This window comes from Eubacterium sp. An3 (genome assembly GCF_002159465.1).
Classification (GTDB): Bacteria; Bacillota; Clostridia; order Lachnospirales; family Lachnospiraceae; genus Anaerobutyricum; species Anaerobutyricum stercoris.
This window is the reverse complement of the sequence record NZ_NFIR01000002.1, coordinates 365,559-384,595: the sequence shown is the minus strand read 5'-3', so window position 1 is coordinate 384,595 and position 19,037 is coordinate 365,559. Positions and strand designations below refer to the sequence as shown.

Below are 19,037 nucleotides of genomic sequence, written 5' to 3'. Positions count from 1 at the left end.
TCTCAAATTTCTACAGCGTCAGAGATCAGAATCCCTACGCTCCGCAGCGCTTCCTTATCTGCCGCGCTGAACGTATATTCTTCGCCTCCCACAATTAACGCATTGCTGTTGAAGTGTCCGGTGCGGTACGCCACTGCCGTTTCGTCATTGGCAGTTCCTACGGTAACATCTTCAGCCAGCACACAGTTAGCTGTCAGTGTCTCATTTGATACGGCTGTCGTTCCGAGTATCACATATTTGCCGTCGCCGGCAGTACCGGTAGACAGCGCCAGCACAGTGCCGCGTTTGTAAGTGGTTTCTGCAGATCCTTTGCGGATCACAACAGAAAACGGTTCGGCCGGAGGATATAAACCATTGATCAGGTTATCATAGCCGACGGTGCCGAGAGTTTCGTCGAGTCTCTTACTCATTTCTGTGTACCTCCTTTGCTCATGTTATAGGCGTTTACTACCGCCTGTATGTCTGCCGCGTCCTGTTCTTCCTTGGTGGCAGGTGTGCCACCGTTCGGAGCTGCGCCTACTTTGGCGGTGCCGGACGCTGCGCCGTCTGCCGTGTAGTTTGCGAGAAACTGCTGGCCGGACGCCGCGCTCTGCTGCATAACACGGAAGCAGAGCTCCTGCGCTGTGCATGGCTTGTCTCCGTACTTGGCGTCATGGACAAGCTGCTGGTCCGGAATAGAAGCGGCGATCGAGTCGATGTCCGCAAGGCGCTGCCGCTCTGCAGTTACGGCGTCGGTTGTCCGGGTCTGTGCTTCATTTCTGACTTCCTGTTCAATCTGGTTTACCAGATCCGGCTCCTGCGCCCTTAATTCTTCAAGTGTCATGTGGTTTTTACCTCCTTCTGTATTTGTTTTGGCCTTGTTGATTGGCCGTTTATTTAACGCCGGCCGCTGCGCCGGCGAAGCACTTCTCCGGGTTGGTATAGATCCCGGTACATTGTGCAATCCTTCAATGTTGTGGCTCACACCGTTGACATAGAGGATTTTCCGATCTGAGCTCATGCTCATGTCTGGTTCTTTCTCGTCCTCCTTTAAGGTGTCCGCGAAGCCTTTGTCGAGAGCTTCCCGGCCGGTCATCCATGTTTCTTTTGTCATCATGCTGCGCAATGAATCAACGCCAAGACCGGTCTTTTCGTCATAGATTTCAGCGACAGCTCTCTCGCTGGCATCCATCCCTTTAATGAGCTGCTTCATGTCCTGGATATTCAGACTGTCCCAGAGCATTACGCTGACACCGTGGATCATGATGAGGGATCCAGGGTAGACGGTGACTGTGTTTCCGGCACACATAATCACACTGGCCGCACTGGCAGCGATTCCTTCCACGATAACATTCACGTCGCCGCTGAGCGCTTTCAGTGCGTTGTGGATTGCAATTCCGGTATACAGGTCACCTCCGCAGCTATTAAGTTTTACGGTGATGTGGGCTTTATCTTTGACGGCCGCCAGGTCTTCCATGAATCCTTCCGGTGTGATATAAAGTCCCGGTTCCGGTTCCCCTGACCACCAGTCAATCGGCTGCTGGCTCATAACGTCGCCGTAGAGTGTAATCTCTCCCTCGTCTTCGCTGATGCTTGCCACATTCCAGAATTTTGTCGCTGCGACTGTAGGGTCCGCTGCCGGCGCCGGCCCCATATAAAGCGTGTGGGTTTTACTCATTTTTTTCTCCTTCCTGCATGGATTTTATGGATTCTTTTATAGCTTCATTTATGACCATGCTCCTGAATGCCTGTATTCCTTTTCTCCTTGCATTGTCTGGGTTGTGTGGATTGTTGTCTTCTTCTCCGGTTTTGGCACCTTCCTGCGTCTGCGCCGGTTCTGTGCCGCTTCCTGACTGGTGCGGATCCGGAGATTGTCCGTTGAGCTTTTCATTTTCACGCTGGAGCTGTTCAACGTTGGCATCCCACTGTCCGCCATTGAGGCGGATCGTGCTTTGCTCATGGGTGGAATATCCTTCGCTGCAGGCAAGTATTTCGGCAGTGATTTCTTTCACCGGATCCAGCTGCCCCTGTGACGGCCCCAGCCATTCGCTGCCGAGGTACGCTGCCCGAATTGTTGGATTATCAAAAAAACCCGGGGCGTAAATTCGTCCTCGGGCGACTGCTTCGCTCATCCATATTTCATAGATGGGCCTGCAGAAATCATCTGCCAGCCATTCCCGGCGCATCCGGAACGCTTTCCACGCTTCCAAAAGGGCGGCGCGGCTTGCAGAGTATGAGCTATTAAATTGTTTCAGGAGGAGATCGGCCGGTATTTCCAGGGCTGCGCCAACCTGGGCGCTGATAGCGTCCATGAAGGCATCAAAACCGCTATTTGGGTGCGTTGGATTTGCAAACTCTACGTCTTCGCCAGGTTCCATGATGTTTACCTGCCCAGGCCCCATGCTATAGTCGTTTGGCCCACGTGGTTCCTCCGGTACGTCCGGCCCCGCCGGTCCCGTTTCGTTGAACGGATTCTCGTCTGTAGGCGCAGCTGTCTTTATGAATGCGGTGAAAAATGATTCAATGACCGCTGCCATGAGCTCCGATTCTGTATACCTTCGCATCTGCAGCAGTGGTTCAATAACCTGCGCCAGATAACTTACTCCACGGTACTGATCCGGCCGTTCTGAATCCATCACATGAATAATATTCGGAAGGCCGGTGTGTTCCTGGTATGCCAAAACCCGTGTCCATTCTGTCACGGGCGCGCCGATCTCGAACGGATAGTTGCTCCGTATGTGGTAGGCGACTATCATACCGCTGCTGTCAACTTCCACGCCGTCATAAATAAGATTTCCATTCTCCGGATTCTTTCCGGTGGTATATGTGATCGCTGTGCCGGTTCCGTTGGCTACGGGAGTTGCAATTCTGTCGGATTCGATCAAATGTATCCGCAGCGAATAGGGTAGCAGGAGAGTAGGAGAGTACTGTTTGATGATTCCTATACAATCTCCTGACAGCAGCCACGATATGAGCGTCAGCTGCTGGAGCCCGTAAAAATTATTCATGCCTGTGGCATCGCAGGCACGTTTATCCCCTGCCCAAAGATTAAACTCCCTCTCTGTGTCTTTCTGCCATTTTTCTGCCTGTTCCGGGGACAGTCCCAGTACTTCCCGGTCAATTCGGCTTTTGAGTCTCAGCCCGACGCCGACTACGTTTGTACGGTTTGTTTTTACCGCCGATGTAGCAATGGGGGCGGCCATGTATAGCATCCGGGACCGCTGCCTGAGAGTAAAGTTATTAAAATCAATATCCTCGTGAGCAGATCCGCTCGGTGCATTGAATCCTTTTACTGCCCGTTTTCTCCAGCTGGCGCCGGCCTCTCCGTATCCCTTGTTATGGGGGCGCGCGCTGGCAGGCAGATACATTCCTGTTTTTCTGTCGTACTTGATTTTTCTCACCTTCTTTCATATTTTTCCCTTTACCAGTCGCGAGGTATGACGCCCAGCGCTTTACGTGGCGCCCGCCCCTCCAGTTCAGCCTCCAGCTCCCTGATCCGGGCGCGGAGTTTCTCGATCATGTCCTGTATGTCCTTCAGGGCCGTACTGTAATACTGAATATTCCGGGAACCGATTCCATAGCTTTGCACGCCGTTTTTGGCAAGCATGTCGGCTTCGCGGTCCAGATATAAATTAAGACGCCTTTTGGCATCTTCTAATTCCTGCTGTATGATGGTTTTGCTTCTTGGCATGTCTCCTCCTTACCAATCATCAAATATGTTCTGTTTTTTTCTGCTGTGCTTTCTTACCGTAGCTTTTGGCTTTGGTTTGTCAGGAAGGTTTTTCAATCGCCGTTCGACGGCTTCCATGTCGGGGTTTAGGATCCGGAAGCCAGCAAGGGCATAGTTCCTGCAATCCAGTGCCTCATTTCGTTCGTGTCCGGGAATTTTCACCCATGACCATTTATTCCCGCTTTTGGTGCGTGACATCTCGAGACGCTCCGATAACAGTCCGTTGAAATAATAGGAATCATATCCATAATATTCTCCACGAGGGAAGTGGCAGTATTTTGCTCCCGGCTCCTGAACTTTGACATTTGACATGATGATTTCTTTCCCGGCATCAACGCCAAGAACGTACAGCCAACAGGTTATTTTTTTATTTGCACGGGTAGCGACCTTGGTTGGCGGCCGAATAAACGGTATCCCATCGCCGCCTTTTCCTTTAATGGCAAAAACCCGTTGATTCTGCCGCTGCCGGCATCTCTGATACACTTCTTGCGTATAACCGCCTCCGGAGTCTACACAGGTGATTGAAATGCGAAGCCCCCGTTTGCTGTCTTTGAAATAATAAACATGATTAACTACATCATCGAGTTGCTGCCATACATCGTCGGTGTCTGGCTTTCCCATGATGTAGCCTTTTTTTATGCCCCATGTTTCTCCGTAATGTCCGTGTCCGACGACTTCGTATTCTAAACGGTTGCCCTGCGTATCGACTCCGCAGGTAAGGACCAGAACGCCTTCTGGAAGTTCCACTGGCGTTCCATTGGTATTGGTGCCGTAATCCTCCCGCCGGGCCATCATGGTATCCTCGTCGACAAGATCGCCGCGGTCTTCCCACAGTTCGCCAAGCATTGTGTTGAATACAACTTTTAATTTCTGCGGATCGTCTTTGGCCTGCAAAAATTCAAGGACAATTTTCTTCCATGGTGTCCAGGGAGAGGAGAAGGCGTTGAGCCAGAAGGAACGCACGCCGGCGTTATAGGCGTCCGGATTTTCCGCAATCCACTTAGCAGGCTGGCGCCTCATGGTTTCTTCGGGTACGGCGCATCCGCAATGCGGGCAGGCCCACGAGATAGCTCCGTCTACACTGTATACCTTTTTCCCGCGCACCTTTTTGACAGTATGCTGATAATGAATCCGGTCAAATGTAATCTCACCATACTCGCCGCACTCCGGGCATTTATGGCACCATCGTTCCTGTGTTCCTCTGTAGTAACTGTTTTCGATGTTGGAAAATCCCTTTATGGTCGGCGTCGATACTTCTACCGCCTTGGCATTGTAGAATGTGGTCTGTCTGGCTTTGGCCAACGCCCACGGATCACCTTCAGTTCCGGCGCTGATCGCCCAACGGTCTCGCTCATCTCCGATGATATATCTGGCCGGCGTCGATGCCAGGGCGGATGCACTGTTGGATCCTGTGATGGTCAACATGCCTCCCGGGAATGATTTTTGGAGGATTGTATTTCCTGAATCTCTGGTTTTAATGTCGGATACCTTTTCTTTCAGAACCTTGCTGTCGCGAATCATTGGCGCTATACGAAGCCTTGAAAATTTTCTGGCATCATCCAGCGTCGGCTGAATGAAGAGAATGGAACCGGGGTCCTGGTCAATGATATATCCAATAATATTTAGTTCCAGTTCTGATTTTCCAACCTGCGACGCAGCCACCATGACGATTTCGCGTACTTTTGGATCCGTGAATGATTCCATCGGTTCTTTTAGATATGGTGTCCGTGCAGTCCTCCACGGCCCGGCTTCTGCGGATGTTTCCGGCGATAACCTTCGATGTTTGTCAGCCCATTCGGCCACTGTCAAATCTTCCGGCGGTTGAAAATGCTGTACGGCTTTTCTTATGGCCGCATTTAATTTGCTGACAGATTTTCTACTCGTCTGCCTCTTCATCGGCAGTATCTTCCCATCCTTCACGGTCCCTTACTTTCCGCCGGTATGATTCGGGATCATATTCATAACCTGCAAGCTCATTGAGGATTTTGTGGCACTCGGAACGAATGATTGCTGACGCTTCTGCGGCGCTGCCTGCCTGTGTAACATCCATGGCAAGGCGCCCGGGCAGGGCCATAATCATGCTTCGGACCGTATAGACGAGATTATTTGTCATGTCTTCCACGTCTTCGCTGCGATGCATCTTTCCTTCCAGTTCCCGGAGCTTCATTTTTTCAATTTTTGCCTTGCTTTGTTTTAGATCGGCTTCTGCCCGCAGCTTATCGGCTTCGGCTTTCACCACGTCCACGGCTTTTTCCCGCCCGGTGGCGCGATCCCGCAGATACCGGATGTATGCTTTGATTGTCGGCAGCAAATCAAAACGGTAAGGGCGGAGCGATGCCGCGGGAATAATTCCTTCTTTTGCCAACTGCTGCACTCGCCGTACATCCAGATCAAAAAGTTTGGCTATAACTTCTGTGCTCTGCAAATTTTGATTCTTTTTTTCATCCATCGCCCCACCTCCTTCCTGCTTATTTTGCGAAACGAAAAGGCCTGAAAAAAATTTTCAAAATCTAGCCGTGCTTTGGGCTCGCCAGCACCGCAGGCCTATTTCAGCTTTCACAGTACCTTTTCCATATCTTCGTTTGGTTATCGCTGTTTTTTTGTCACTTCATTGCTCGTTCTATGTGGTGTTTAAATCTTTTGCTTATATTTTCGTTGATTGTCTCATTAATCGTCTCGCGAGCTCTTCCGTCAATCATCTGAGGGACGGACAGAGTGCGTATTGCCTCGATAGGTGAACGTCCATCTCCAGTTCGCTGATACGGAAGTATAACTCCGCCTTGCCCAGCTGTCAGGAATGTATCGCTGCCCATGGCTACACGCTGTCCTTTAATTATGGTTGCCTTGATGGTATACTTTCGTGGCGGCCTGTTCATAGCTACAGGAGATCCGTCGGCTATCAGTTGCCCTGGTATTCGAATCGGTTTCTTTTGCTGTTTATCCGGCCGATTTTTTGGGCTCATTTTAAAATGAATCGGTGTCAGTGTCCTTCCCTTATACTCCAGCGTCGCGCCGTCAACAGATATTCCAGCAACATGAATTGAAGTCTTTCCACGCTTTGGCTTTTGGGCCGCGTCCTTTATTGCTGCGGTATCTACTCCGTAGTGCTCTCGGATTCCTTTTGATACCCATCCAGGAGCTCTACTTGCATAATCTGATACCGTATTCTCGATTGCTTTTTTACTTCCTTCACTTAATTTGTTGAATTTTTTTATAGCACTATTAGACATTGTGAAGGATACAGAGAGGCTTCCACGATGATATTTTCTTTTCCCAGCTTTAAATATATCGCTCACGTTTTTCCTCCTTTCCGAAATAGAAAAACCGCCCGGAATATTTTTCTTCCAGACGGTTATCGCTATTATAATCTACCACATTTCTTTTATCCCTTTCAATCCCTTTTTATCCCTTTTTGTCCCTTTTTATCCCTGGTGGATACGATAGAAGGATAGAAGAGGAGAGAAGCATCCTCCCGCTGCCTATGCCTCCATCTGTTTCTGTATGCGCGTCAGGGTCTGCAGCGCTGATCCATGGATTTTGAATATACGTTTCATATATTTATCCACTTTATCTATGTAGTCAGGGTTGGAAGAGTAGAGTGCATCGCATATAGGCCGCCATTTCGCGTTATCAAAATATCTCATCTCTATAACAGTTTGCTCGTCTGGGTCTTGCATTCCCTTGACCAGGCGCTCCAGTTCTTTGCGTTCCTCACATTCCCGTCGTGTCATGTCTTTGATTTCTGATTTCAATTCTTCTTTTTGGACAATCTGCCGTTCAGTTTTACTGCATCCATCGCCGCTGCTTCCCGGCATTCCGGAAAGATTCGGAGAAGAAGGGGAACCTGTGATTGATTCCAGATAAACCAGTCGTTCTATCTTATTGTCGAGCCGGCGCTGCAGGGCTGCATAATTTTGCAGCCGTTGTTTTATTGTGTCGGTTTCTTTCGCCTGTTTTTTGTGTTCCATGGGCTCCGCCTCCCTCTTATTCTCATTTACTTAAAAATCCCTTCAAATACCTCGCTGGGCTGTTCGACTCCTTTTCTTATAAGCCGAATCTCGGTTGTTTCCCCGGTGGTTTTTATGTAACGCTTCACGATTGTGTCCACAAATACAGGCTCCATTTCCATGAGAAACGCCTGCTGCCCGATGCTCTCGGCTGCAATCAGGCTTGTGCCGGATCCTCCGAAGGTGTCGAGGACGCCCTCAGCCCACCGGGTGTTGTCCAGCAATTTCTCCAGTATTTCGACGGGTTTCTGCGTCGGGTGCAGCTCATTTCCGGAACGTGTAGCCTCCAGCACGTTGCCGTAGCCTTTGTGATTGTCCCATTTCGGTTTGGTTCTATGTGCGAACATGATAAGTTCATGCTGTGTTCTCCAGCCGCTACCCATTCCGATAGCTTTTTTATTCCATACAATCATATTTCTGACGCCCAGCCCGGAACTTTCCACAATATCAAAGAGGTAGTTCCACATTCTCCAGTCCGTAAAGATGTAGGCCACAAGTCCGTCAAAATTTTGGAGCACTTCGCGCATAAGTGCCTGATACCCACGTGTACTGAGCGTGTCGTTTGCTATAGTAACGGCCTTTCCGTCTTTTCTCTTTGTTCCTATGCTCCCGGAGGTTCGTCCACACTCCTGAAATCCTCCGGAACAGTATGGCGGATCAGTGAGCAGGATCTCCGGGTGAGCTCCGTTGAGCAGCAGATCCATGTCTGCACGATTTGTACAGCTTCCGCACATAACACGGTGGCGCCCGATAATCCAGAGGTCGCCTTTCTGAGATATGATAGTCTCTGCTTTTGGCGTTTCCGGTATGTCGTCGGGCTCACTGAGGTCATTGTGAAGAGCTTCGGACAGGGCAGCGACGAGGCTTTGCACCTCGCCCTCCGTGTATCCAGTCAGTTCCATGGGAATCTCTCCGGTGTCTATGTCTGCGAAAATATCAGCCAGCAGTTTATTGTCTGTCTCAGCCAGCTCTGCGATCCGGTTGTCTGCTACCAGATCGGCGTATTCCTCCGCTTCGTTGGTGTAGTTCTGGTAGTCTACGGGTGCCTGCTTCATGCCTTCCAGAAGGGCGGCAGAAAGGCGTCCGTGACCTTTCACAATAAAGCCGGAACGTTTGCTGACTGTAATCGGCTGCCGCCACCCGGTTTGCCGGATAATGCGGCCAAGTATTTGGATTTGGGTGTCTGGGTGCTGATTCGGATTTTTCGGGTTTGGCACCAGGGCTGTTATGTCTACAATTGCATCGTGGGCACAAAATACAGGTACTCCATCAGCATATGCTTTTGGCTCTGCATTTGTTTTATATTCTGTTTTATTCATTCTTGTATCGCTCCCTCAACCATTCTTTTTGTGATTTGCCTTCTCAGCCGATTGTCAGTCGCTCCGTTTTCCCGCCTTACCCCGTATTGTGCAGCGAGTATATCAATTGCCTTCCATGCCGCTTCCGGCGGCATCCATGAGCGAACTGCTGCTTCCTGGCGTTCTATACATTTCTTGGCGTTCTTATAATTTTTTAATTGCTGTACTGGTCTGAACATTTATTTTCTCCTTCTCTGCTCACGATTTTTCTTCGGTTGTGTTCGTTTCGTGGGGTATGATGCCAGCAAATCATCGGCAATCGCACATTCCGTGCAAAGGAACGATACTCCTTGTGTCCGCTTGAGCGTATCAGCAATCGGCATTTTCCAGCATTTCTGTCCGCACTTCGGGCAGCTTATCGGCGTCCAGTCCGGGTGTTTGGCCTGTGTGTCCCCGTTCAGGTTTTTGTCCAGCGGGAGACAAAGAACGCCTCCTTTGTCAGTAGGTTTTCTAGGTGATAATTCCATTATGTTGTCCCCTTTCTTTTTCGTATGTCTACGGCCAGTTGAGCAGCCAGAATCCCGCTTTGTGTCAGTTCCGGGTTTTGGAATCTATATTTTTTCCGGTTCAACTCCAGATTCACATCGCAGGTTATGAGAGCGAGATTATCAATGGATACGTTGTCTTTGTTGCCGTCCAGGTATGTTACGATTTTCCCTTCCGGAATTTTCCCTTTCTCCCTTTCGTATACGAGCCTGGCTTCCAGTTCCCATTGATCCGGTTCTCCGATTTTTCTTACGAGATACCCATCTGTCGTATGTCTGAGTGTCCCAACCTCCATATGGTTGTGCGGAATATGTCCTTTTTTAAACTGTGTTTTTTGACTATTCGGATGTGACAGCATCTTTTTCCCTTTAGTGGCAGGTATGTGCCCTTTTTCAAATCGTCCTGTTAAACCAGAACTTATCTTATGGTTCCTTTTGAAATTTCTCATCTGTACGGCTGTTACAGAGGTTCCGAATAATTCGTTGCATCGGTCAGCCATTTCCTGGTTTCCGACTCCTCTGGCGTTTTCTTTTACATATTCCATCATTTCCTGCGGAAATTTTGTTGTAGTGCCTTTCCGTACCCCTGGCGTTGTCCCGCTTTTAATGCTATGATTTCCTTTATAGGCTTTTACTTTTGATTCAGTGAAATAAAATCCAGAATCATTGAAACGGTCATTTAACATAGCGGTAAGCTCTCGTGTGGTCCTTCCTTTCACATTGCTTTCTATAAATTTTTTTATTTCATCAGGATATCTTTTCATTATTTCACTTCCAGCATAGATGGTATATGGCGGTCCGTTTGACTTCCGTATCCGTACTCGTCCATATGTTTGATGGCCTTTAACTGCACATCTGCATTTTCGATGATTGTGTCCGCTATTTTTGTTATGGCTGCGCAACGCTTGATCTCTGCGTCCAGCGCTTCACCTGTCAGCTCTTCATCATTGATTCTTTCTAATGCTTCAAACAGGTGATTATTAAGATCAGTCAATGTATTTTTCATGGTTCCTTCCTTTCTGCCTCCAAGGTAATGCCTTCCAATAATTTCAATATACCGTTTTGGTATTGTATCCGGTACGGCTCCAGCTCGCAGAGTTTCATATGTTTGTGTCCATATAGCTGTTTCATGTTTTTCCATACCTTCCATGGTACCCGGAAGAAATGATCTAATCCGATATTTACCATGACGAAGGCGGCAGCCCCCAACCGGTCATGTTCTTCCAGGCTGTCTTGTTGCTCCCGGGTGAGCCTTTCAAAGTCTATTTGCTCTTTATTTGTGTGCTTTGCTTCGAATACGACGGCGCGGCCGCCGATGAGTGTCCCTTTGAAGTCTGGCTGTCCTGCTTTTGTGTAGCAGGCGAGGAACTGTCCCTGTCGGTTTGGTGCGCGCAGCGGGCGCATTGGTTCCGGTGTTTTCTCCACGAATGCGAGTCCTTTGTGTTTGTACCAAGCTAAGCTGGAGGAGATAAGGTTTTCAAAATATTCTCCTTCCCGGCGGCTTTGCTTGCCGCGCTGGCTGCGAATTGTATTGCGGATGGCGGCAGCAGCGGTCGGATCAGGGTATCCCTGGCCATTTCTCCCTGGTATGTATTCCCAGCTCATGATAAATACTCCGTTTTATATAATGTTTTCAGATCCTCATACTGTCTTAGGATTCCTTCGTGGATTTGGATCAGAAGCTTTATATCCGCTGCCGTGTATGCCTTTCCATTGATCTTCACTGCGCCGAAGTCATCAATGGTCCCCGCCGGCGCTGGCGGGAATTCTGCATACGGCAGAAGATCATCAGCTTTTAACCATGTTTCTGATCCAGATGCTGTTTTTACTTTGCAGTCGCCGTTGATTTCTTTTTCTACGTTTACCAAAACAAATGCTTTCTTCATTTTCCTTCACCTCTCCCTTGTTTTCACATATCCAGCATATTTGTCTTCCTTCCGGAATGATCTCTCCGCAACACACGCATCGATTATCCGTTTTTATCGCCTTCCTTTCTTCATAAAGTTCTGCAGCATTCGGTCTTTCCATTTCTGCCGTTCTTCCCAACTCCCCCATTCCAGCCGACAGCCGCATTCAAAACAGAATTTCATATAATCCCTTACTATGTTCTCGCATTTTGAACACTGTCCTACTCGGTATCCTACAGGATGGTATATCTCAAGCGGCTTTACTTTTACCGGTGTATCCCGCCGCCGCAGCTTGGCCACCTCCCGGTACTTCTCTGAGTACAAGCGGTCAAGCTCCCGAATCCGTTCCGGAGTGAGGCCAGTGCCCTCGTACTCCCCTAAACGTGTGAAACATTCCTGTATCACACAATTTTTACAATCTGATTCGCAAACACTATCACACGGTTCGCAATCATCTGCTCTTCCGAAACGATCTATTGTGCATGTTTTCTTTGGCACGAACATTTCCTCATACTTTACCATTAATCTTTCCATAGTCATTCCTCCTCTGAACGATTATCCTGTGTAATCCTCAAATTTTTTACATGCCATAAATGCATATCTGCTATTTACCCATCTCTGTACCCGAACAAGAGTATCCTTCTTTTTTCTCTTATATTTGTCGTATATCATTACATACGGGCTGTATCCCAAATCCCTCAAAGCATAAATTCTTTCCAAATCCTGTTCTATCGTGGTGTTATATCCGGTAAGTACATAAACCGTCATTTTTCGATAATCCCAGCCGGTCAGTTCTTTAAACATTCTGAATTTGGGAATAATCTTATTTTTATCCTCGTACCGGTCCCAGGCGAAATGAATATTTTTAACTTTGATGCGCTTTATCATTTCAGCTTTTTTATCCGTCATGAGCCGTATGTCCACGCCCTGCGAAAAATCTACCCAAGCATTAGAATCAATCAACTGTTGCAAAATATCTTCCCATTCTGGGCAGGCTATTGTGTTTGGATCAAGAAGAACAATATTTTTCTGACCGTGCCAAAACTCCGACAGATCAGCGACTTTCTGGCTTCTGCGGCCCTCCTTTTTGCCCACGATACAAAATCCACAACCTCTCGGGCAGCCACGGCTTAAAAAACCGTAAGCTGTGTCCTTTGTACGCTCCGGATATAGGCTATAATCCGGGTAAACGTGTTCAATCTCCGGAGGCAGTGGCTGTCCGCCATCTGGATAGTAATACCCTGTTCCTCCACGGATAATCTCGCTCGCATTTACTGGGTGCAGATAATCCGGTGTAAACGTAAACACTTTGCTCATGTATACCTTATCGTATGGATATTTCCAGGCCAGTAGCGGATTATACCACTCTACGTCATCACCGTTTCTTTTGTGATACGCAGATAATTTCATCAATGGCAGATTAAGAAAATTATGTCCATCTACATCAATCAGTCCAATTTTCATACAATCCCTCCCGGAAACTTTTCCAGGTAATCCGCCAGTTCTTTATAATTCTCATCCCTTCGTGGATGTACTTTCAGCGCCATGATGTTGTTTCTCCACATGATCGTTCCATCTTTCATGATGAATGGTCCATCCGGCAGGGTTTCCCCCTGATTTTTATCTATTTTGGATGGATCTATCAGCTTCAAGATATCCTCATAGATTGGATAGATATTTCTTTCATCATCCTGCAGGAGCCTTACGCGTTCATCCTGCGACGTTGTGAGGGTGATCCGGCTGATACCAACAAAATCAGTGTCTATATTCTGGATATCAACGTCTTTCAGAGCGAAGCTTCCCTGATTTCCTGTTTTGGATATATTGGCGCCGGTTCCTTCTTTCGGGAGCTCTCCGGTAAATTCGATGATCGCGGCAAGGTTTTCTTTGTTGATTTTCCCATTCTTGACAGCTATCATCCAATATGCCCCGGCTATGCGTGTGTCAGAGTCAGAGCAGAATACTTCGATGCCTCCGGAATTATATTTTTCTTTCAACATTTTTTTTGAACTGAGTCGTTTTTAAAAACATTTTGATACCTCCATTCTTTTTTAGTTATCCACATATTTATCCACATTTTATCCACATCCCTCCTTTTTTGGTTGTGTCCGCCTCATCCTGATCTGGATGTAGAATTGTGCGTTGCAATCATTGAAGTAGACGCTGCTGTGAGAGTATGTATATCCGTCATATCGCCGTATTCCGCTGCGCAGTCTGGCGTTATTCACATATTGTTCGATGTAATCTCTGTCCCGTACCATTCTCCGGATATCTCTTGCTTTTGTCTGATGATGCTTCTTCTCAGGAGGCCGCTCCAGGTTTTTACTTCCACTCCAACGCTTCTTATACTTCCGCCGGCGGGTGTCAGCTTTTTCTTTGGCGGTGTAGAATGCAGCGCCCTGGATTCCATCTTCATCCTTTTCGATCCGCCGGCATTCATTTCGGCCGCCATGCTTCCATGTCTTCATGACTGTTTCCAGGTCGAGGAGACTGTCCATGAATAAATGGTGATGGATCCGCACTACCTCGCCGTCTTCACTGACTTCCTCTGTGACATACAGATATTTTGCGTTTGGGATTCCCCGCCGGCGCCGCTTTCCATTTATATTTCGAATAAATTTCTGCATGTTTTCGAGGGCTTCATCCATCCCGGAAGGTTCCCTGGTATAGGTCAGGGTGATCCAGAAATCTCCGTTATGAAAATTATGCTCGCATAACCTCCAGAACTTTTTCCTGCTGTTTTTTCCATTCAGCTTCTTTTGCATTTCCTGCTGTTTCTTTTTGTCTATAGGCTGAATCCCCATCGCTTTAGATTGTTTCCGGGTAAACTCCGGGTAGATTTCTATTTCCAACTGATCTCCGGAATATATTTCTTTTGTAGCGTAGATCCCCTTGACTTTCCCGTCCAGCAGAAGGCGCTGTATGAGATATTCATCCCAGTCTTCCAGACTTTGGGTGTATGAGGACTCATAATCATAGTCTATGTAACGTGCCCTCGTTCGCCTTCCTTTTTTTATTCTTCTGGAGAGATATGATGAACTGTTACTATTAATTACAAGCCCTTCATTGTTCTCTGTTTTTCCTGTTTTCACCATTTTTTTCATTGCACGACCTCAAAACTATTGATTTTATTCTCCGCAGATAGTACAATGTAAATGGTTTTGTTTTGACTATCTACAGTCACGCGGGGGATGCGTTTTATTTTCGCATCCCCTGTTTTTATCTATCAGCTTCGCCGGCGAAGAATGTTCGATTTGCCCTTACCTCCACGGTCTTGTGGTTTTTCCCTTCTTCATCGGTCCATTTCCTTGCAGTGATCCTTCCTTCTACAACGATTTGTTGGCCTTTGGAAAGGTATTTGCTGCAAAACTCCGCTGCTTTATCCCAACATACGACAGGAATAAAATCCGGAGGAGTGTCTTTATTTTTGCTCGGCGCCTGCACCGCCAGATCAAATCGGGCAACCGGCACCCCGTCGGCTGTGTATCTGATTTCTGGATTCTGGGCCAGTCGACCCAGGAGCCCGACATGGTTATACATTTTGTTGTTCCCCTTTCTTTTCTTCATCTAAGTATCTGCATATATTGTCATATTGAGTTCTGGTCATCATATGAGGATCCGCTTGTCCATACTGATTTCTTATCATTTCATTTATTGATTCTTTCTGATATCCTGCGTCTTCCCCTTTTCTGTACATTCTATTCAACTGCGCATCGGTGAGAGGATTCCTGGCGGTTCCACGTTGCCCGGATCCGTTAATTTCAGGATCTTCCTTTTTCTTCGGATGTTCGCTTTTTTCTTCTGTGTCTGTTTTCTCAGATTTATTTGATTTTGTTATCTGAATAAAAAACTTTTTGGAAAGATAATCCATCATACATGATTCCCATGCCTGGCTTTTTGCTGCATCCGGCCCCGATCGACTGATTCCTATAGCATGTATATAGGATTCTGCGGTATCTTTTGGTCTTCCGGCATTGATCCATACAATGTTTAAAATAGATTCATATATCCAGATCATGTGTTTTTCCCCTGGATCGTTTAATGTGCGTATTCCGTAATATTCCGATTCACTGACTTTTTCATTCCTTATGTATTCTTCCTCGATTATTTCAAAATCAATTCCGACAGAGCACATGGCAGGGAGTAGTATCCGGTATATGCCATTCAACGATTTAAAAGTGGTGTTTTGGCTTTTGGATATGTGTTTCCTTATTTCTACGAACTTTTGCTGAAGGTTCAATGTTTTATTGGGTTCATCTCTTTTCGGCTCTTTGATTTTTTCTTTTTCGTCAGTCATCATCTACGCTCCATATTTTTTTGTTCCAATGGTGATTTGGGTAGTTACCGTGATTGTGTGTCCGGCAAGTTCCGTAAGGGATTCCGGTAAATGATCGGGGCATGAAGTTTCAATCTTCGGTGCCGGATCCAGATTATCAGATTCGCCAGAGTACCGGACAAAAGCGGAGCGGAAGCCGATGCCCGTGTCGGAGCTGGAACGGGAGTAGTTGCCGTTGAGGTAGAACACGCCCGCGTTCGTGCCGCTGTTCCAGCAGCCCCCGCGAAACACGCAGCGCTCGCCGTTGGTGTCCAGGAAGAAATATTCTTCACTTTCATATCCGGTCGCAGGATAGAGTCCGAGCTCGATCAACTTATCCGGGACATCCATATCTTCACGCTCATAGAGTCCGCAGAAAGGAACGCAATCGTAATCTTTTTCTTCTGGCGCGGTCGGCTGGAGCATGATGTTTCTGTCCTTTACATTGTAGTAAACGGGATCTCCGTCCGGTGTATATATCGGCCTCCATTCCTTCGAGTCTGGAGACTGATCCGCTCCTGCTGCGGCCCCGTTGTCTGGAATCACCTGCACCTGCCCATCTACAAAACGAACACCGCCTACATGTTCCCAGATGTTTCCGCACATATCAGATACCCCCGCTGCGGTTCCGTCATGATTCCACTGTATCGGGCCGGAACCCGCCAGTGTTTTGCCGTTGCTGTTTTGGCATATAATACCTTTCTGTTCCGGGTGGCTATGGCTTTTGCCGCTGCCAGTGTTCCCGGTCGGCATGGTGTTGTCCTCCCAACTCTGGCGGGCCAGTGCTGCCCACTCGTCGTTGGTGATAAGGTGCCAGCCGGGGCCTTTGCTTTCGCAGAGTTTGATCGCCTCATCGAAATCAACATTCACGGCCGGTTCCTGAAATGGGAGAGAGTATGGCACTCCGTCAATCAGAGTATTTGGATATTTACTGATCGCGTATTCTTTTACTTTTCTTCCTTTTAAAGTGTCCGGAAGCCCGAGTTCCTCCGGAGAGAATGTAACCATAATATCTGGCCGTCCTTTGGCATCAAAAATAATTTCATTTCTCATATTTGAATCCTTTCATTATCTTTTTTAGTTTGTTCCTGTATGTCGGGCAGCGATATCCGTACCACGGAATAGCTGCGTATTTGCTGATATTCCATTTCCGCCCGCAGTCTATACAGGTTTCATATCGTTTTTCTATGCGCCGGGCAGGAGAGCGGGAGAGCGACGTTCTTTTGTTGCCAGCTTTCCTGCGTTTTTTCCTTCCGCTGCCGCATTCGTCGGAGATTTGCGGCTTTCGCAGTCACAGCGTTCTCCGTGGTCCAGGTGCGCCCCGCAGCGTGGGCATGTTCTGTACATTTTGCTCAATGTGTCACCTCCTTTTCTGTCGTTCCTTTTTCCACCGTTCAAAGTCGGCCTGCACGGCCGGGTCTTCAAACATCCGGTTGATGCAGCCGATCAGCGTCCTGCACATGGCGTCGGACTGGTGGGCCGGTATGGCGTCGGCATCTATATGTACGGTTTTCGGTGTTCTTGTGAGTACGCTTTTCAATGCTGCACCTCCTTTCTGGTGGTTTTTCTTTCCTTTGCTTCCGCTCCCTGATATACTTATTTCATCAATCTTGGCGGGTTGAAATAATAATAGAAGGGAGGGAAGAGGGATGCCTGGTAAATATTTTGTTTACGAAGATTCTCAGTCATTAGAGCTGCCTGAATTGGTCACTCGTGACAGTCTTGGTTATCTCGCCGTGCAGATTCTTGCGGCAAAGAATGACTTGTCTCAGGAAAATGATTATGATCATTTGATTCGTGAGCTTTACGATATTATTATCGAGCTCCAACAGGCGCATCAGCGCGTCAAACTTTAAGTTTTTAGGACAGGACTTCTTTTGCCGTTGCTTTTTTCAAGAAGTTCTGTTCTTTTTTTCTGAGATGTGTATCAAGCATGCCCATTATGCATCTGACCTGTCTATATGTCAGTCCTTCCTGTGCCAACAGGTTGATAATGTTCTGATAGATCTCATCGATTTTTCTGCGTTCCTGTTCGGTCATCGCTTTGTATCGCCTCCCTCTGCCACAAAGTCATTTGTGTCGTCTTGAATAAAATCCATTGGATTAATATCCAGTACCACACAGATACTCATGAGCTCATTGGCTCGCAAATCCCGACGCCGGCTGCGATCCCACACGCTGGCATACAGGGTGTTATAGTGAATTCCAGTTTTCCTGGAGAGTTCGGTCAGATTAATACGCTTCCTGCGCAGATAATCCCCGATGTTTTCTGTGATGTTGTTAATAATCATTTTCTGTTTCCTTTCTTAGACAATTATTTTTTATCTCCTGATAATTTTTTTGTTATTTTTATATTGTAAATATCTTCATATTGTATTAATATATTAAAAAAAGTATAAGGAGGTATTCGCATGAAAACTAGTTATTATCCACAAATTGATTCAAACATTTTCACAGATATTGACCACAAAACAATTCTTGAAATGGTCAAGATTGTCCAGGAACCCTCTTTTTCGTCAAATCTTAATAATTTGATGGCCCAGTTCGAAGAAATACAGGATGATCTTCTTGCTATGTCGGGAAATATTGCACAGCTTTTGAATCAATCGAATATTCAGGCTGTTATTTCATTAGTGAACGAACCGGATTTTATGAAAAATCTTTCTGATTCTATAGTTCAATTAAAAGCTGTATGTCAGGCACAAAGCAATGAACCGACTTCTATTAATAAGTCTGACCATGAAGAGTCCGATGATTCTGAGTACATAGAATTACCGAAACCCGTTGGTGACTTGCTTACTAGTTTTGATGAATCCATAGAAGTAGAGCGTTCTGGCCCTGATGCTATTGTTCGTATGAAACGTTTTTTTGCGAAAAAGGCATTACGTTTTATTTATGCGTTTATTATGGATGTCGCCCCTCTTTTGCAGGTATATTATTACCATGATATTGATGCTATATCTGATGCACAACAACACATGGAGATTATGCAGGAAGAGCGAAAACAAACAGAGGAAGAGCGAAAACAAACAGAGGAAGAAAGAAAACAAACGGCTATTCAACAAAAAATTTATGAGGCTATTACTGTTGATAACGTTTCTGATTTATCTTCGGAAAACTCTGATTGATTTCATGTATACTCTTCCGATATAAATACCGTAGGGCTTGCGGGGAAAAGCATCTGTTTTTCCCTGCAGGTTGTTTTATTCGCTCTCATTTGCAAAAAATGAGCAGCCATATTAAAACTAACCTGAAC

General features: G+C 46.9%; 28 protein-coding genes. 2 read left to right on the top strand and 26 right to left on the bottom strand.

What is annotated here, in order from left to right:
* Positions 1-2: 2 nt before the first annotated feature.
* From B5F87_RS04110 to B5F87_RS04000, 24 genes are all read right to left on the bottom strand, one after another.
* Entirely contained in the window at positions 3-410 is a 408-nt protein-coding gene (locus tag B5F87_RS04110; RefSeq protein WP_087277173.1) for a head decoration protein, read from the bottom strand.
* Positions 407-1,657: a head maturation protease, ClpP-related gene (locus B5F87_RS04105; RefSeq protein ID WP_087277170.1), complete on the bottom strand. Its 1,251-nt coding sequence runs from the start codon at positions 1,655-1,657 to the stop codon at positions 407-409. The genes B5F87_RS04110 and B5F87_RS04105 overlap by 4 nt, the downstream gene beginning before the upstream one ends.
* Entirely contained in the window at positions 1,650-3,380 is a 1,731-nt protein-coding gene (locus B5F87_RS04100) for a phage portal protein (protein ID WP_087277167.1), read from the bottom strand. Before B5F87_RS04100 ends, B5F87_RS04105 begins: the two co-directional genes overlap by 8 nt.
* 20 nt (positions 3,381-3,400) lie before the next feature.
* Positions 3,401-3,670 (bottom strand): hypothetical protein, encoded by a 270-nt coding sequence (locus tag B5F87_RS04095; protein ID WP_087277164.1) that lies wholly within the window; start codon positions 3,668-3,670, stop codon positions 3,401-3,403.
* Positions 3,671-3,679: 9 nt separating this feature from the next.
* Positions 3,680-5,605 carry a phage terminase large subunit family protein gene (locus B5F87_RS04090; RefSeq protein WP_087277161.1) on the bottom strand — a complete coding sequence of 642 codons (1,926 nt, stop codon included), beginning with the start codon at positions 5,603-5,605 and terminating at the stop codon, positions 3,680-3,682.
* Positions 5,586-6,158, bottom strand: a complete 573-nt coding sequence (locus B5F87_RS04085) for a protoporphyrinogen oxidase (RefSeq protein ID WP_087277158.1) — start codon at positions 6,156-6,158, stop codon at positions 5,586-5,588. Before B5F87_RS04085 ends, B5F87_RS04090 begins: the two co-directional genes overlap by 20 nt.
* Before the next feature lie 154 nt (positions 6,159-6,312).
* Positions 6,313-7,005, bottom strand: coding sequence for a hypothetical protein (locus B5F87_RS04080; protein ID WP_087277155.1), 693 nt, complete (start codon positions 7,003-7,005; stop codon positions 6,313-6,315).
* 183 nt (positions 7,006-7,188) lie between these two features.
* Positions 7,189-7,677, bottom strand: coding sequence for a DUF1492 domain-containing protein (locus B5F87_RS04075; RefSeq protein WP_087277152.1), 489 nt, complete (start codon positions 7,675-7,677; stop codon positions 7,189-7,191).
* Between the two features lie 26 nt (positions 7,678-7,703).
* A complete protein-coding gene (locus B5F87_RS04070) occupies positions 7,704-9,035 on the bottom strand; it encodes a DNA methyltransferase (protein ID WP_087277148.1) in 1,332 nt (443 codons plus the stop codon).
* Positions 9,032-9,253, bottom strand: coding sequence for a hypothetical protein (locus B5F87_RS04065; protein WP_087277145.1), 222 nt, complete (start codon positions 9,251-9,253; stop codon positions 9,032-9,034). The genes B5F87_RS04070 and B5F87_RS04065 overlap by 4 nt, the downstream gene beginning before the upstream one ends.
* A complete protein-coding gene (locus B5F87_RS04060; protein ID WP_087277142.1) occupies positions 9,254-9,541 on the bottom strand; it encodes a hypothetical protein in 288 nt (95 codons plus the stop codon).
* Positions 9,541-10,323, bottom strand: coding sequence for an HNH endonuclease signature motif containing protein (locus B5F87_RS04055; protein WP_087277139.1), 783 nt, complete (start codon positions 10,321-10,323; stop codon positions 9,541-9,543). The genes B5F87_RS04060 and B5F87_RS04055 overlap by 1 nt, the downstream gene beginning before the upstream one ends.
* The gene (locus B5F87_RS04050; protein ID WP_087277136.1) at positions 10,323-10,565 is read right to left on the bottom strand and encodes a hypothetical protein; all 243 of its coding nucleotides are present in this window, start codon (positions 10,563-10,565) and stop codon (positions 10,323-10,325) included. The genes B5F87_RS04055 and B5F87_RS04050 overlap by 1 nt, the downstream gene beginning before the upstream one ends.
* A complete protein-coding gene (locus B5F87_RS04045) occupies positions 10,562-11,164 on the bottom strand; it encodes a Holliday junction resolvase RecU (protein ID WP_087277133.1) in 603 nt (200 codons plus the stop codon). Before B5F87_RS04045 ends, B5F87_RS04050 begins: the two co-directional genes overlap by 4 nt.
* Positions 11,161-11,445, bottom strand: a complete 285-nt coding sequence (locus B5F87_RS04040) for a hypothetical protein (protein WP_087277130.1) — start codon at positions 11,443-11,445, stop codon at positions 11,161-11,163. Before B5F87_RS04040 ends, B5F87_RS04045 begins: the two co-directional genes overlap by 4 nt.
* Positions 11,446-11,538: 93 nt before the next feature.
* Positions 11,539-12,000, bottom strand: coding sequence for a hypothetical protein (locus tag B5F87_RS04035; RefSeq protein ID WP_087277127.1), 462 nt, complete (start codon positions 11,998-12,000; stop codon positions 11,539-11,541).
* 21 nt (positions 12,001-12,021) lie between these two features.
* A complete protein-coding gene (locus tag B5F87_RS04030; RefSeq protein WP_087277124.1) occupies positions 12,022-12,930 on the bottom strand; it encodes a radical SAM protein in 909 nt (302 codons plus the stop codon).
* On the bottom strand, positions 12,927-13,385 hold the full coding sequence (locus tag B5F87_RS04025) for a hypothetical protein (protein ID WP_143405187.1): 459 nt from the start codon (positions 13,383-13,385) through the stop codon (positions 12,927-12,929). The genes B5F87_RS04030 and B5F87_RS04025 overlap by 4 nt, the downstream gene beginning before the upstream one ends.
* A gap of 159 nt (positions 13,386-13,544) precedes the next feature.
* A complete protein-coding gene (locus B5F87_RS04020; protein ID WP_087277119.1) occupies positions 13,545-14,570 on the bottom strand; it encodes a hypothetical protein in 1,026 nt (341 codons plus the stop codon).
* A gap of 115 nt (positions 14,571-14,685) precedes the next feature.
* On the bottom strand, positions 14,686-15,006 hold the full coding sequence (locus B5F87_RS04015; protein ID WP_087277116.1) for a single-stranded DNA-binding protein: 321 nt from the start codon (positions 15,004-15,006) through the stop codon (positions 14,686-14,688).
* On the bottom strand, positions 14,999-15,766 hold the full coding sequence (locus tag B5F87_RS04010; RefSeq protein WP_087277113.1) for a hypothetical protein: 768 nt from the start codon (positions 15,764-15,766) through the stop codon (positions 14,999-15,001). The genes B5F87_RS04015 and B5F87_RS04010 overlap by 8 nt, the downstream gene beginning before the upstream one ends.
* Positions 15,767-16,834, bottom strand: a complete 1,068-nt coding sequence (locus B5F87_RS04005; RefSeq protein ID WP_242964250.1) for an SUMF1/EgtB/PvdO family nonheme iron enzyme — start codon at positions 16,832-16,834, stop codon at positions 15,767-15,769. It lies immediately after the preceding gene.
* 132 nt (positions 16,835-16,966) lie between these two features.
* Complete coding sequence (locus tag B5F87_RS20915; RefSeq protein WP_158096947.1) at positions 16,967-17,137, bottom strand: hypothetical protein; 171 nt, start codon at positions 17,135-17,137, stop codon at positions 16,967-16,969.
* Between the two features lie 4 nt (positions 17,138-17,141).
* Entirely contained in the window at positions 17,142-17,321 is a 180-nt protein-coding gene (locus tag B5F87_RS04000) for a hypothetical protein (RefSeq protein WP_087277110.1), read from the bottom strand.
* Between the two features lie 109 nt (positions 17,322-17,430).
* Here B5F87_RS04000 and B5F87_RS03995 point away from each other — a divergent pair, with 109 nt between their 5' ends.
* A complete protein-coding gene (locus B5F87_RS03995) occupies positions 17,431-17,637 on the top strand; it encodes a hypothetical protein (RefSeq protein ID WP_087277107.1) in 207 nt (68 codons plus the stop codon).
* Positions 17,638-17,641: 4 nt separating this feature from the next.
* On the opposite strand, the gene B5F87_RS03990 is transcribed toward B5F87_RS03995, so the two are convergent.
* Together B5F87_RS03990 and B5F87_RS03985 are read right to left on the bottom strand one after the other, a co-directional pair.
* On the bottom strand, positions 17,642-17,821 hold the full coding sequence (locus tag B5F87_RS03990; RefSeq protein ID WP_087277104.1) for a hypothetical protein: 180 nt from the start codon (positions 17,819-17,821) through the stop codon (positions 17,642-17,644).
* A complete protein-coding gene (locus B5F87_RS03985; protein WP_087277101.1) occupies positions 17,818-18,072 on the bottom strand; it encodes a helix-turn-helix transcriptional regulator in 255 nt (84 codons plus the stop codon). The genes B5F87_RS03990 and B5F87_RS03985 overlap by 4 nt, the downstream gene beginning before the upstream one ends.
* A gap of 120 nt (positions 18,073-18,192) precedes the next feature.
* Between B5F87_RS03985 and B5F87_RS03980 the strand changes: the two genes are divergently transcribed.
* The gene (locus B5F87_RS03980; protein WP_087277099.1) at positions 18,193-18,909 is read left to right on the top strand and encodes a hypothetical protein; all 717 of its coding nucleotides are present in this window, start codon (positions 18,193-18,195) and stop codon (positions 18,907-18,909) included.
* The last annotated feature ends 128 nt before the right edge of the window (positions 18,910-19,037 follow it).